Raw genomic sequence first — 13,332 nt, 5'->3', positions numbered from 1 at the left:
GCGGCGGGTTAATGGGGACGCAAAAGCATTAGCCGAGATTGACGACCTTGACCGGCTTCACCTCCTTCTTTTTCTTGCCCTTGGCTTTGGCTTTGCCCTTGTTGCCGCCGTTGCACTCGACCGTGGTCGACCAGCCGGCTTGGGTGTAAACCTGCTCCACCGAATCGGCCAGGTACTCGCCATCGAGCCCGACCTTGAAGCCCTGGGCATTAATCGTCCGCTCGGCAAACAGGTCGGTACGCCCGGGCATTTCAAAGCGCACGCCGGCGCTGGAACGGTTGAACGCCGCTAAGCGCGCCTTGGCCGCGGCTTCGGCAGCGGTCTTGTTTGGGTGAATGTGCCGATCGGTGTGCACCGAGGGCAGGCCGTCCGGCGCGTCGTCGTTGTCCAGGGACACCACCGCGAGCTTGCCGCCCTTCTTGTCTTGGTGTTTGGTCGCCACCTTGCCGTGCGTGTTGCGATCGCCCAGGCGAAACTGCCAGCGACTGACGTCGCGGCGGGTAAGGGTGACCACCCCGAATTCCTTGCCGCTTGCGCTCTGTCCACCCTGACGCGGCATCACCAACAACTTGCCATCGGCGACCTTGGCCGTGCAGTCGTACTGCTTGGCCAGGCGCGTGATGAAATTGAAATCGGATTCGCTGAGCTGGTCCGCCCGGGCCACTTTGGTCGTCACCGGGCACACCGGCTGCCAGCCATCGCGCGCGGCGATATCGGCGACGATTTTCGACAACGGCACGTTTTCCCAGCTCCCGCTGCGAATGGTCTTGCCACTGCCACGCATGTCGCTGGCTTTGCCCTTGATAGAAATCGTGTCCGGTGGCCCCGAGACGGTAATCTCATCGACCACGTAGCGGCCCAGGCGCGCCAGGGACGTCTCGGCATACCCCAGGTAAATCTCGATGCCGGCACCGCGGCGGGGCAAGGTCACCAGCCCGTCACGGTCATCAATGCGCAACTCGAACTCGTCCGAATCCATCCCGGGCTTATCGGTGGTGCTGAGCTGGATCAGCCGATCGTTGATCAGGCCGGTGATGTCGGCACCATCGGCGACGACGCGAAACATGGGAGTCATGACGTTTGTCCAAAAGAAAACCCGCACAGGGCGGGTTTATGGAAAGGGCGTTACGCGTAACGCGATCAGGCGCCGGCGGCGACTCCGGACGGGGTCAGTCCCACAGCGTGACCGCCTCGGCGAGCGGGCTCGGCAGATCCGGCAGGACGATGATCAAGCCACCGCGGAACGGCTGCTCTTCCTCGGCCAAGCCCTGATTGGCATCGAGCACCGCCTCGACACTGCCGTTTAGGTGGCCATAGAAGTTATGGCAAATGGTGTCCAACAGATCCCCGTCAGACGTTCTGCATGTCATCGCCATAGCGGACGAACTCCAGGGTGAACTCTTGTTTACGCGGTATCCCGCCTTGCATCAGTGCGCTTTGATCTTCGTCGACGCTCTTCAAGCACCAGGTGCCCAGCACGTCGCCATAACCCGTGGTCAGCGTCAGCGGCTGAAGCCGGCCGCCGATCGTGCGCAAGGTGTCGAGCTGCTTCAGCCCGCCCTTGAAGCCCGGGAGAATCTGCCCCTTGAGGGTGATTTTCTCTTCACCCATGCCCACCCCCTGTTGCGCCGGCCGGCGCGACAGGCGCTCTTGCGAGGCCCAGCGGAATTCGGTCGAGCGCCGCAGCGAGTCAAAGGCCGCGGTGTCGAGGTTGAAGTAATACGGCTGCCCCTTGGGGTCGAGCGGCTGAAGGATCAGCAGGTGCGGGAACGGCTTCACCGCCTCCGGCGCCGGCGTGCCATCGGTGGCCAACGCACCCGTGGGCACCACGTTGGCCAGCGACGGACTGACCTTGCCGGCAATCTTGTTGATTGCCGTCGCCGCCTTGCCCGCTTGCTCCTTCAGCGTACCCAGGCGCTCGTCCATCCCCGACAGCGCGCGACTGGCCTTGTTGTAGGTGGCCACCACTTGCCCGACTTTGGCCTGCGCCGCCTGCACCCCGCGCATGACGCGCTGAAGTTTGGCCCCCATCGCGGGCCCGACAAAAGGCAGATCCTCCAGCTCGGACGCGGCGCCGGTGATTTCCCCGATCGCGCCATTCATTGGCCCCAGCATGCCGTCCAGGCTGCGCCGACCGGTTTCCCCGGCCGACGCGAGGTATTTCAGCCCCGACTGTAATTGGCCCAACGCTTCCATATGCCCTCCTGTTTAAACGTGTGGCGCGTCGTACAGCTTGCTGCTGTCGACCTGCTTGGCCATCTCGCGATAGTGCTGATCGAGCAACGGCTTGAGCTGGCTATAGAGCGTCGCGGCGTCCTTCACATCGCCCTGGACCGTCAGCGTAAACGGCGCCTGGATGTCCACCTTGGTGTCGACCTTGACCCCTTCGCTTTTGGCCGGTGCCGGTGGCGTGAGTTTCGCCGCGGCGGCGTCATCACTGGCGCTCGGCATCATCATGGCCCGCGCGGCGTCCCCGGGCTGCGGCGCCATCAACAGCGCGCCGGTGCCTTGCCCCGAAGGCTTGGCAAACGACTGGCCAATGTTGGCCATCACCGGCGGGATGTCCTTGCCGGCATTGGCCATCATCAACGGCCCGGCGGCCGGCACGCTCTTCAGCGATTCGTCGGTCCCAAACATCGACTTACCGACAACACCACCCAAGGCATCGCCACCCATGTAGCCAAGATAAGCACCGATGATGCCGCCGACGATGTTGCCGATCACCGGCACTGCCGTGCCGATCACTGCACCCGCCGCCGCCCCGGCCAGCGTGCCCGCCAACCCACCGGCCGCCTCACCATAGCCTTCGGCTTTTTCGTCCTGGGTCTCGGCGTTTTGGTAGGTGTCCCACGCCTTGAAGCCGGCATCGGCCACCGCGAGCAAGGCCGGCCCCTTCACTCCCGCACCAACACTGCCACCGCGACCACCGCCCCGCCCGCCCTTGCCACCCTTGTCCTTGCCATTGCCATTGCCATTGCCATTGCCATTGCCATCGAGGTCGTCGACATCCAGCCCGCCACCACCGCCACCCAGACCGCCCATGTTGGTCACGATCACCTTTTGCGGGATGTTCGGATTGCCCATCAGCGAACCGCGACCAATGTTCAACAGACCCTTGGCCATCTTGACTTTGGCCATCACCGCACCGAAGCCAATCACCGCCGCCACGGCCGCGCCAATCCCCGTCACCAGTCGCGGCGATTCGTCGGAGAGCTTGGCCAGCCCCTGGGCGACATTGCGCACGCCGTCCGCCACCCTGTCGGTGACGGGCCGGAACGCATCACCGATCGCGCGCATGGCGTCGTCCATGGTCTGGGCCATTTCCGACCACTTCTGCGCCGACGACTGCCGGCGCTCTTCCAGGTTCTTGTCCAAGATCCCGGTGGCACTGGCCGAATCCGCTTTTAACTTGGCGTACATGTCCTTGTTTTGCATGAACGCGGTCAACGCGCCCTTGACCTGCATGTCGGCGAACAGATCACCGGTGCGCAAGGCTTGCTCCAGGGACGCGAGCATGGCCTGGGCTTTTACCGGGTCCGCTTCCTTGCTGATCTTCGCCGTGGCCTCGGCCATCGCCGCGGCCTTCTTCGGATCGGTGGCCGCAATGTATTTCTGGGCCAGTTCAAAGCTGGATTCCAGCGTGGACTTGCCATTCTGCAGGCCGGTGTTCATCGAGCCCTGATAGTCGATCCCGGCCTTTTTGTAGGCCTCGACCGTATCCCCCGAACCGATCTTTTCCATCCAGTTCTTGAGGTTGTTGGCCGCCTCATCGGCGCCGCCTGCGGTCTTCATCTGCACCTGTAGCATGGCGCCCAGCTGGGTCACCGAGTCCATGCCGGTAATGCCCAGCTTGCCCATGCCGGCCAGCAGCTCGGGAAACCAGCGCGCCATGTCGGCCGCCTCGAAACTGCCCGCCTGCCCTTGGTAAGCGATCGCCTCCAGCGCCTTTTGCATCACCGCCGGGTCGGAAATCTTGGCGTTCTGCCCCAGGGCGTTGATCATGCGTGCCGTTTCGCCACCGTCCGCCCCTTGGCCCACGGCAAATTTGGCCGCGGTCGGGGCGTATTGCAGCGCCTTGTCCAGCTCCATGCCGGCGCCCACCAGGGCGTTGACCACCTCGGCCACCTGATTGCGCGCCATGCCGGTGTCGCGTGACGTGTCGATGATCTTCCTCGACATGTCGGCCTCTTCGGGCTTATTGGCAATGTTCGACTTGATCGCAATGTCACGAATGATCGCGCCATAGTCCGCGCTGACCTTGGTCGGGACAGCCATCGCCGCCGTGGCGGCCACGGCCTGCCCGATACTGCTTTTGAGCTTTTGCTTGCCCTCGTCGAGTTGCTGGTGACCCTTGGCCTTGAATTCGGCCGCAGCCGCCACCCGCCCCATGGCGCCATAGGCCTTGGTCAGATTGCGGACTTCCACGCCTTCTTTCTTCAGGCTGTTCAGATTGTTTTCAAGCTGCCGTTGCAACGCCGAGGCGCCTTTGTCACCGGCCATGTGCGCCTTGCGCCACTCATCGCGCAACCGCATGGTGTCGCCGATGGTCTTTTCCAGTACCCGGGCTTTTTTGCCCTCGGCCTCCAGGCGTTTGATGCGACTGGTGACGTCCTTGAACGCGGAGCCCACCGTGGAGCTGACGGCCCCGCCAATGACCAGGCCGAGCGCGAGTTTGTTCGCCATGTGCGTGCCCTATACGTCGGGTCAATCAAAGGCGGCTCAATCCGTGAGCCACCACACCATCTCAGAAAACGGCATGGCCTTGATCTCGGCCGCCGAGAAACTGGTCTCTTTGGCCAAGCGTCGGGCCAGCGCCTTGAGCGTGATGGCGTTACACGTCGTCTTCTTCAACCAGACGAAAATAGCCAGCCTGCAAACGGTTGTAGTCTTTGATTTTCAGGCCCGCCAGATCCGTTTCGGTGGCCATGAGCAAGCTGCAAAACAGGTTCTTTTCCATCTTGTCCATTTCGCCGCCACCGGCCGCCTTGGCGGCCTCCATGTCCCGCACGCTGGGCGCGCGCATCGTCACCTTGTCAACGAGCACGCCGCTGATGTTGGCCTTGTAGGCCAGCGTTACGGTCACGCCTTCGTCGGTGAGTTCCAGCCATTTCGGCAATGGCTTGTTCAGACTGATTTGAGTCATGCGCATACTTCCTTAGAGGCCCAGGGCCGAGCGTTCAGCGGCCAGTTGATCGACACCGTCGACCACCTGAATCATGTTGATGGGGTCGATCTCGTACATGACGCGACCGTCAATTTCGAGCTTGTAGTACACGAGCTTCAGCGCGTGCTTGATCTCGGCCGGGTCGGACGGTTTCCAGTCGCCCATGTCGACCTCTTTGATCCCGCCGCGCATGGTCACCACCACCGGCGTGACGGCACCTTTAAGCCCCTTGTAGGCTGCCCGGAACACCACGTTGCAGGCGGTCTGATCAGACAACCCGAAGTACTTCAGCGACTCGCGGCGAATGCCGTTGGTGGTAAACGCCGCCTCGAGCTTGTCCATGCCGGTGGCCAGCTCGATCGGCGCGGACATGCCGCCGCCTTGGTAGTCGGTGACCTTTTGCGTCAGCTTCGGCAAGGTCAGGCTCGGCACATCGCCGGCGAAACTCACGCCGTCGACAAACGCGGCGCAATTGGTGAGAACTTGAGGAATCATTGAGCGGCCCCCTTAGGCGGTTTCAAGAACTTCGGTCAGCCATTCGTTGGTGACTTCAATGAGGAAATTCGGGTTTTCAGCCGGCGGCACATCGGTGAAACGGATGCGCCAGAAAATCTTGCCCTGCTCGATCTGGCTGGCCGTGTTCCGTTCCTTGTCCGCGTAGACTTCAAAGTTGATGATCGCGCCGGCGTTCTTCTGATCGCGCATGAACGCCTGAAGACCTTCGGTCACGTCCTGCACGTAGGTCTTGGTGATCGAGCGATCCACCGCCCACTTGTGCCCCGCCTGAATGGCGTCCATGAGGATGTCGCAGGTGCGCACGCGGGTGACGAATGCCCACTTCGGATCGCTGGACAGCGTGCGGTTGCCCCACAGGCGATAGCCGCCGTCACGAATGATCGTGGCGATGTTGGCGTTGTTCAGCAGGTTGGCCCGACAGGTTTCGTCGCCGTCCAGGTACTCGATCGGCCGGGTGGTGCCGGTGATGCCGACAAACTCCTTGTTCGACGGCGACGCCCAATAGCCGTAGTTGGCATCGGTCCAGGCAAACAGCCCCGCGGTCCAGGCCGAGCCCGGCGCGTCGATCGTCGCACTGGCGATCGTGTCCCAGTACTGCACGCCGGGATCGACCATGTACAGGCGCTTGCTGCCGAACTCCAGGGCGTAGGCCATGGCCGCCTCATCGGTGGTGTTCGGGCCGTCGAGGATGGCGATCGCGCGCAACTTGCCGGCCAGCGCATCCATGGCGGTGGCTACCGATTGCGTGGCGGAATGCTTCGGCGCGATCAGCAGCTTGGGCTGGGCGTTGTGCTTGCTCTTGCCATCCAGCAGCGCTTGCAGGCCGGTACGCTGCCCCGAGGCCAGCACCCCGCCGATGATGGCGGACGTTTGCAGCGCGGCGTCCTCCAGCTTGGGCACGCCGATCGCCACGATCACCGCCTTGGCCCGCACATAGATGGCCTGAGCGGCTTTGGTGATCGCCGAATCCGGGCCGAACGCGGCAATGGCCTCGCGCTCGGTGGTGATCAACTTCAGCTCGCCGGCCAACGCCGTGCCGCCGCCGAGCACGCCCGGGGTAAAGGTGTCGCACAGACCGATGATCGACGACGACGGCAGCGAAATGGTCCGCGCGCCGGTGTCGATCAGCGAGGTGGTGACGCCGTGATAGAAACTCATAGGGCTCAATCTCCAGAAACAAAAAAGCCCCGCGTGAGCGAGGCTGTCAGGGATGTTCGTGTTACGCGTAACGGAAAAGAAAACGCCCCGTCAGTGCGGGGCGTTTATGGGGCTTGCTCGGCGATCCAGTCCGGCGCAACTGGCCGGTGCAGGATGTCGGGAAAGTCTGGCGACTGCGGCCAATCCCGCAGCGTCTGCAGGTACACCAGCAGTTCGCGGAATTGATCGGCGGTTAACGTAGTGCCAACCTCCAAATCGATTTCGTCGCGATGACGCTCACGCAACCATTTAGTGTCTTCAATTACGCCGTCGCGCCATGTGCGACTGGACGCCGCCAGTTCTTCCGGGCTGGCTACTGGGGCGGGCAGCGGAACCAAGGCACCATCGACCTCCAGCCAACCGACACAGACGCCCGGAGCGCACTCGATCCAGATCAGGGATGGATGAAACGGCGGCAGCTCCTCTGCGTCGAAACGCTCAGCCACCCGGCCACCCTCAATACGCGCGAAACTCCTCACACTCATCTCCATTTGATCACCACCATACCAGGGGCACCGGGACCACCAACAAAACTCGGGCCATCACCACCACCACCGCCACCACCCGGGGCGAGTCCCGCACCGCCCGCCGCAGAATAGCCACCAAGCCCACCGCCACCGCCACGCGGAGCCATACCGCCACACCCCCCGACGACGGCCTCGCACGGCTTGCCTGGATCACCGCCTAGGTTCAGTTCCCCACCGACACCCACGCCGCCACTAACCCCTGGCGACGAACCACTTGCCAGCTGACCAAGGCCGCCACCTGTCGCGCTGCAATAAGCGTCACATGAACTTGCCCCGCCAGCCCCGCCGCCAGCGCCCCAAGCTCCGGCAGTGCCGCCAGCCCCTACGGTCACTTTGATGGTTGAGCCCGCAACCAAGCCGGTGAGCCGCTTGAAAGAGTACCCACCGCCACCACCGCCACCGCCGCCGTTAGCGCCGCCAGATCCACCAGCACCGCCGCCGCCACCGCCCCACACTTCGACCTCAAAAATCGAATCGGCCTTAGTGCCTTGAGGAACAATGAAGTTTGAGATGCCCGGGGCTGAAAAAATTTGCATGCCTGGAACCATCGGCTTCTGGTTCTGCATTTCTACGACCAACGCTGCAACATCAATCACGCCCTGATTAACCGGAGCGTTCCAGGCCTTGATGCACCACATCACCGCCAAGTTACGCGGGCGCACAACACCGCTAGACACTTCTGAAGCAAGGCCAGGTAGGGCAGATGTCCCCTGTGCGGTTGTTCCTGCGATATCTAAATTTTGATAGTCAGCATTTGCATAAGCATCTAGGCCCACAGCTTGCTGCCCACCCGCAACTGATGGTGATCCAGTAAAGTGCATCACTTGGAGACCTGTGGTCCCAGTGTCCAAAGCGACAAGGCTACCTTTTTGGGTACTGCCTACCACACGCCCTATATCCACCCCGCGGCCATGATCCCAGCCGCGCAGGAACTCGCCGCGTGACTCAGGCAGACGGAAATTGCCAGCTCCCTCCCCGCCTGTATTGAACGCGGTACCAAGATAAGCAAACAGATCCGGGTACGTCGCGATGCTCTGCACGCTGCCATCAAGCTCAAGGAAACCCGGCGGCACGGTCGCCTTGGGAAAAGCCACCACGGTCCCCACCGGCAACGCCGAGGCCTGGGCAATCATCGCCTCGACTTGCGGTTTGGTGTAGGTGTCCTTGATGCCCATTCCGGCCAACGTGTCCGGGTTGTCGCCTGACACCACGATGCCGAGATTGTTGGTCTTGACCCGCGTCCACTCGCCGGGCGTCTTGTTCTTCGGCAGCACCTCCAGAATCGCCGCATCCACGTAGGCCCGCGAGGCCAGCACAATCGCCGGATCGATCTTCAGCGTGATGTTGCCGGCACTGGTGACGATGAAGTTCATGCGCACGATTTGCGTGCGCCCCGAACCTTGCGACAGGACCGGCTTGAAGCTCGGCGCGCAGTTGGCCACCGCCACCAGATCGCCGTCCGCGTCGTACAGGCCTATCTCGCGAATCCACTTGCCGCCTTCATCGGCCGGAATGATTTGCTCGGCGATAATCACTGCCGGGTTGTTCGGATCGATCTTGAGCTGATTCAGCGGCCGGCGGCGCCATTCATGGATCAGCGTGGTCTGTGCGGCATTGGGAATCGGGTCGGTGCCGTTGGCATCTCCCACGCCCATGTCGGTGATCTTCCAGGGAATGCCGAGTGCATCGGCGTTCGCCTGCTTGGCCATCCCCACGTTCGTGAGGATCGCAAAAAACTGCGAATTCGCATCAATCATAATAAACGTCCAGGGTGTCTATGGAGTGTTCGCGGCCGACCACGGCAAAGCGGCCTGTGACCTCGATGTCACGCATCACCGGCGGGTAAACGTCGATTTCGTCGCCCTCGGAAAGGGCCACGGCAATGTTCAAATCGCCTTGGGTTTCGAGGCTGATCGCCAGGCCCGTCATATGCCGGGTCACGGGCTTGGCGTCGTCGATCAGGCGTTCCAGCTCCTGATACATTTCCTCGGTGATTCCGGTGTCCAGCACACCGACCTTGAGCGCAAAGGTGCCCGGCACACCTTTAGGCACCGTGTTGAACCACTCGACGATTTCGATCAGGTAGCCCAGGGGCTCGACCACACGACGCAACGCGCCGATCGTGCCCTTATGCGCATGGATGTAATACGACGCGGCAATGGCCCGGCGCTTGGCCGCCTCTGACCATCGGTAGTCCCAGCGATCGACCGACCACGCCCACGCCAGATGTGGCAGCAAATGCACCGGACAGGTCTGCGGGTTGTAGAGGGTGCGCAGCGGAATAATCGTGCGCTCGTAAAAAGCCGCCTCCAGGGCGCGCTCCAGGGGCGTGCTATTGCTCGGCAGCAGGCTTTTCATCCCGGCACCGCCGGCACCACGGTGTAGCCGGTGCAATACGCCGCCTGAGCCTTGGTCGGGGCCAGGTCCACCCATCCGATCAACTCAACCCGGGAAACACCGGCCACGTGAACCTGAGCGTCGACCGCCGAACGCGCCACCTCCACGCCCAAGCGCTTGCGCGGGTTGATCCAGGCGGCCAAGCGCTTGGTGGCTTCCGCCAGACTGGCGTCGACCTCAGGCCCGGCGCTGTTCATGTGCAGGATGGCGTCGATGCTGTAGTGAATAATCTCCGCGCTCTGTACGGTCACACGGTCACCGAGCGGGCGCACGTCTTCATCATTGAGCCCCGCGGCGACAGTCGCCAACAACTCGGGACTGGCCACCCCCTCGCCCTCCGAACTCAGCACCGTTACGGTAACGTGGCACGGCTCCGGGCTTTCCGCCGTGGCGTCCATAACCAGACCCGAGGCGTTGCGCGCGTGAAAGATGTAGCTGTTACGCGGCCCCGCGGTGGTCAGCCCCTCAAAGGCCAACTGGATGCGCTCGCGAAACGGATCGTCCTTTTCCTTGATTTCCGGCACCGGCGGCACGGCCAGCCGATCCTCGGCCTGAATCACCAGGCGTTTCAGGTTGTAGTTCGCGCCGATCTGGTCCAAGTCGCTGCCAATGGCGTGCGCCAGCAGCAGCGCCTTGGCCGCGTCGTTCACCCGGGCGCGGTTGCCGAGCTTGATGTAGGCCCCGACCTCGAGCACCTTGGTGACCGGGTCGCTCTCCAGTGTGGCGGTCCAGTTTTCACCCATGGAACCGCGAAACACCGCCAGCCCTTCCTCGTAAGTGTCTTCGAAGTCCAGGGGTTCCAGCACTTCCGGCGCCGGCAGCGCCGACAGATCCAAGCCACTCATACACTCACCTCCACCATAAAGCGGTCGCCGAGGTATTCGCCGGCAATGCGCAGATCGATTTTCCCGCCCAGCACCGCCACCACCCGCACGCTTTCCAGCTTCAGCCGCGGCTCCCAGCGGCCCAGGGCGCGGGCCGCCTCGGCCTGCACCGAGCTTTTCCAGCCGGCGTTAACCGGCAAGTCGACAAACTCATGGAGCTTGCTGCCGTATTCCGGCCGGTGCCGACGACTGCCGAGCCGCGTGCCCAGCACGTCGCCCATGGACTGCTTCAGGTGCCCGAAGCCGGAAATGGGTTGCCCGGTGTGGCGATCCATTCCGATCATCTAACTCACTCCGGAAGTGCGAATTCTTCGTTGGCCTTGAGGTAGCTCACGGCCTGTTCGTCGGACACGGACACCGCGACCACACCCTTGGCCACCGCCAGCGTGCGGCCCGTGCCCGGGATGATCAGAGTGCGCGAGGTGTAAACCGTGTCACGGAAAGTCAGCAGCAGATCCGCCGCCGACTGTTCGACGGCAGGCTTTTCGGTGGTCTTGGCCATGTTTTCTCCAGGCATGAAAAAGCCCGCACTTGGCGGGCCTCAGAGGGTTAATGATTAGTGTGTGTGGTGGTTGTCGCTGGCTCCGGCCGCCATGATCGAGGCCGCGCCGGTGATGGCTTGCGTGACGTGTAACGGCCCGTCGATCAGCACCGCGCCGATCAGCTTGATGGCCGTCGATTTGAGCGTGGCGGAATCAGGCGCCAGCGTCGCCTCGGTGCCACCGACCTTGGCCGTCACGGCGTTATCCGTAACGACCACCGCCGTGCTGCCGACCTTGATGGTGACCGTACCGCTCGGCAAGGTGATGGTGTAGCTCTTGGCGACCCAGTCGTAAACCAGCGAGCCGCCATCGTCAAACCGCCAAACCTCCACATGATCGCGATTATCCGGCTGGCCGCCAGCGTCGCCGTACAGCCCCGGAATGAAGGTGCCCATGCCGGCCTGACCGCTGGGGTTGAATAACACCCCTTGCTCGCCCAGGCTGGGCGCTCGCCAGTGCCGCGCCTTACCGGCTGCGAGACTGTGCCAGCGCACCCAGGCGCTGGTCCATTCGCCATTCGACACCCGTACCGCCGGTGCCGCCAGATCCACACCGACCACCACGCACGGCATCAGCATGGCTGCGATCATGCGGTCATGTTCGGCACTGGCGTAGCTCATGGCGGATCCTCCGGGGCCAGCACGACCTCGACGGGATAATTGCCTAACGGCGGTGGATCCGATGGTTCGTCCGACCAGGGCCACTCCTCCACTCCGAGGTACAGCTGGTGGGTCCATTCCACCAGCCAAACCGTGTAGCCATCCAGCTCCGGCTTGGTCCAATCCTGCATGGCCTGGACGAACTCCGCAGGCTCGACCGCAACGCCCCAGGTTTGCATTCGCAACAACACGGCCAATTGCGCCGCCAGGTGCGCGGCTTGCTGGCAATGTTGCGGCTTGATCGGATCAACAATAATCCGCGCCTCGAATCGGCAAATCAGCGTAGTCTCGCCCGTGCCGATATCCTTGCCTGGCTCCATCTCAGCCATTTCCAAGAACACCACCGGCAACGCAATGCGGTCCTTGATGTTCGGCCAGGCGGTGACCGCTTTGATGCCTGGCAAGTTGCTCGCCAGATGCTGCTCAATCGCCCGGTAGAGCTGATCAAGGCTAAAAGGCTCATCAGACATTGGCCGTCCCCTTCAGATACTTCTGCAGTTCAAAGTTGAATTCTTGCTGCAGGATTTCCAGCAAGCGCGCATGCGCACGTTTGATCCACGCATCGAAGTGCGGCCGCGCCTGCTCCAGCGACACCTTGGCCTTGGCTAGCGGAAAGCGATTGCCGTTTTCCGCGACCCATCCAGAACTGGCACCACCAGCACCTGACACCGTACTGTCGGGATAGTCGTCCGCGTTGAAGTGCTTACTGGCAGTGCGAATCCAGATGTCGGGTTTGTTGCCGTAGACCTGTTTGAGAAAAGCGCCCTGGTAGCGACGCCCGGCCACTGATACGCCTCCGCGCGATTGTCGCGCGCGTCCGATACGGCTGGATTCAATGGCATTGAGGCCAAACCACAACTTGCCGCTGGTGGCACCGCCAGAAACCGGGTAGCTGCGCAGACGCTGACGCACCGCCGCGACGGCAATCCGCTCCTGCCGACTGACCGCGCGTGCAATGTGCGTACGCAGCCACCCCAACGTTTTGTTGATCGCCCGGCGCTGAGCCGCAGCGGCTGCTTTCGGCACCAGCTTGGCAAAGTCCTCGAACGCTTTTAGATCGGCGGCCGACGACTGGATGGAGAGCATCCCGCCCCCGGCCGACGATTTAAAGTAGCTGCCGACACTCATGCGCGCATCCTCAAGATCAGGGCGACCAGACCGTCCCCGCTCGGCTCCAGCTGCAGCAGGTCATACTCGCCGCCGCCATCCAGCTCCGGCAGATCAACGGTGACCAGCAGCCCCTGTTCCAGCCCATGGGAATCGCTGACGCGTATTTCGAAACGAGGCTCACGCAAACCGGTGTTGAGTTTGCCGATTTTTGGCTGCAGCCAAGGTGCGGAGAACATGCCGAGCACCGGCTCATCACGACCTTCAATTCGCGCGGTATCGCCCAGAGTTTCGAACACCACCGCGTCGACCTCGGCGATCAGATCGCGAAAGCCCATG

General features: G+C 62.7%; 17 protein-coding genes. All 17 read right to left on the bottom strand.

The genetic code is table 11. The features are described 5' to 3' along the window. Positions 1 to 28 precede the first annotated feature (28 nt). Positions 29 to 1,075 (bottom strand): phage late control D family protein, encoded by a 1,047-nt coding sequence (locus K5R88_RS01015; protein ID WP_226298990.1) that lies wholly within the window; start codon positions 1,073 to 1,075, stop codon positions 29 to 31. 94 nt (positions 1,076 to 1,169) lie between these two features. Next, the gene (locus tag K5R88_RS01010; protein WP_226298989.1) at positions 1,170 to 1,376 is read right to left on the bottom strand and encodes a tail protein X; all 207 of its coding nucleotides are present in this window, start codon (positions 1,374 to 1,376) and stop codon (positions 1,170 to 1,172) included. Then, on the bottom strand, positions 1,351 to 2,196 hold the full coding sequence (locus K5R88_RS01005) for a phage tail protein (protein WP_226298988.1): 846 nt from the start codon (positions 2,194 to 2,196) through the stop codon (positions 1,351 to 1,353). The genes K5R88_RS01010 and K5R88_RS01005 overlap by 26 nt, the downstream gene beginning before the upstream one ends. Before the next feature lie 12 nt (positions 2,197 to 2,208). Then, a complete protein-coding gene (locus K5R88_RS01000) occupies positions 2,209 to 4,683 on the bottom strand; it encodes a phage tail tape measure protein (protein ID WP_226298987.1) in 2,475 nt (824 codons plus the stop codon). A 148-nt stretch (positions 4,684 to 4,831) separates the two neighbouring features. Then, positions 4,832 to 5,143 carry a phage tail assembly protein gene (locus tag K5R88_RS00995; protein WP_226298986.1) on the bottom strand — a complete coding sequence of 104 codons (312 nt, stop codon included), beginning with the start codon at positions 5,141 to 5,143 and terminating at the stop codon, positions 4,832 to 4,834. A 12-nt stretch (positions 5,144 to 5,155) separates the two neighbouring features. Beyond that, positions 5,156 to 5,659, bottom strand: a complete 504-nt coding sequence (locus tag K5R88_RS00990; RefSeq protein WP_226298985.1) for a phage major tail tube protein — start codon at positions 5,657 to 5,659, stop codon at positions 5,156 to 5,158. Positions 5,660 to 5,671: 12 nt separating this feature from the next. Beyond that, complete coding sequence (locus K5R88_RS00985) at positions 5,672 to 6,838, bottom strand: phage tail sheath subtilisin-like domain-containing protein (protein ID WP_226298984.1); 1,167 nt, start codon at positions 6,836 to 6,838, stop codon at positions 5,672 to 5,674. Between the two features lie 104 nt (positions 6,839 to 6,942). Further along, positions 6,943 to 7,362 (bottom strand): phage tail assembly chaperone, encoded by a 420-nt coding sequence (locus K5R88_RS00980; protein WP_226298983.1) that lies wholly within the window; start codon positions 7,360 to 7,362, stop codon positions 6,943 to 6,945. Next, positions 7,359 to 9,161 carry a phage tail protein gene (locus K5R88_RS00975; protein ID WP_226298982.1) on the bottom strand — a complete coding sequence of 601 codons (1,803 nt, stop codon included), beginning with the start codon at positions 9,159 to 9,161 and terminating at the stop codon, positions 7,359 to 7,361. The genes K5R88_RS00980 and K5R88_RS00975 overlap by 4 nt, the downstream gene beginning before the upstream one ends. Next, positions 9,154 to 9,762: a phage tail protein I gene (locus K5R88_RS00970; protein WP_226298981.1), complete on the bottom strand. Its 609-nt coding sequence runs from the start codon at positions 9,760 to 9,762 to the stop codon at positions 9,154 to 9,156. The genes K5R88_RS00975 and K5R88_RS00970 overlap by 8 nt, the downstream gene beginning before the upstream one ends. Continuing rightward, positions 9,759 to 10,646, bottom strand: a complete 888-nt coding sequence (locus K5R88_RS00965) for a baseplate assembly protein (RefSeq protein WP_226298980.1) — start codon at positions 10,644 to 10,646, stop codon at positions 9,759 to 9,761. The genes K5R88_RS00970 and K5R88_RS00965 overlap by 4 nt, the downstream gene beginning before the upstream one ends. After that, on the bottom strand, positions 10,643 to 10,969 hold the full coding sequence (locus tag K5R88_RS00960) for a GPW/gp25 family protein (protein ID WP_226298979.1): 327 nt from the start codon (positions 10,967 to 10,969) through the stop codon (positions 10,643 to 10,645). Before K5R88_RS00960 ends, K5R88_RS00965 begins: the two co-directional genes overlap by 4 nt. A 5-nt stretch (positions 10,970 to 10,974) precedes the next feature. Beyond that, on the bottom strand, positions 10,975 to 11,187 hold the full coding sequence (locus K5R88_RS00955) for a hypothetical protein (RefSeq protein ID WP_226298978.1): 213 nt from the start codon (positions 11,185 to 11,187) through the stop codon (positions 10,975 to 10,977). Between the two features lie 54 nt (positions 11,188 to 11,241). Further along, positions 11,242 to 11,847 carry a phage baseplate assembly protein V gene (locus K5R88_RS00950; protein WP_226298977.1) on the bottom strand — a complete coding sequence of 202 codons (606 nt, stop codon included), beginning with the start codon at positions 11,845 to 11,847 and terminating at the stop codon, positions 11,242 to 11,244. Then, the gene (locus K5R88_RS00945) at positions 11,844 to 12,356 is read right to left on the bottom strand and encodes a hypothetical protein (protein ID WP_226298976.1); all 513 of its coding nucleotides are present in this window, start codon (positions 12,354 to 12,356) and stop codon (positions 11,844 to 11,846) included. The genes K5R88_RS00950 and K5R88_RS00945 overlap by 4 nt, the downstream gene beginning before the upstream one ends. After that, positions 12,349 to 13,014 carry a hypothetical protein gene (locus K5R88_RS00940; RefSeq protein ID WP_226298975.1) on the bottom strand — a complete coding sequence of 222 codons (666 nt, stop codon included), beginning with the start codon at positions 13,012 to 13,014 and terminating at the stop codon, positions 12,349 to 12,351. The genes K5R88_RS00945 and K5R88_RS00940 overlap by 8 nt, the downstream gene beginning before the upstream one ends. Beyond that, entirely contained in the window at positions 13,011 to 13,331 is a 321-nt protein-coding gene (locus tag K5R88_RS00935; RefSeq protein WP_226298974.1) for a head-tail joining protein, read from the bottom strand. The genes K5R88_RS00940 and K5R88_RS00935 overlap by 4 nt, the downstream gene beginning before the upstream one ends. Position 13,332: the final 1 nt, after the last annotated feature.

This window comes from Pseudomonas sp. MM213 (assembly GCF_020423045.1).
Taxonomy (GTDB): domain Bacteria; phylum Pseudomonadota; class Gammaproteobacteria; order Pseudomonadales; family Pseudomonadaceae; genus Aquipseudomonas; species Aquipseudomonas migulae.
The sequence above is the reverse complement of the archived record's forward strand: the minus strand, read 5'-3'. Positions and strand labels throughout refer to the sequence as shown.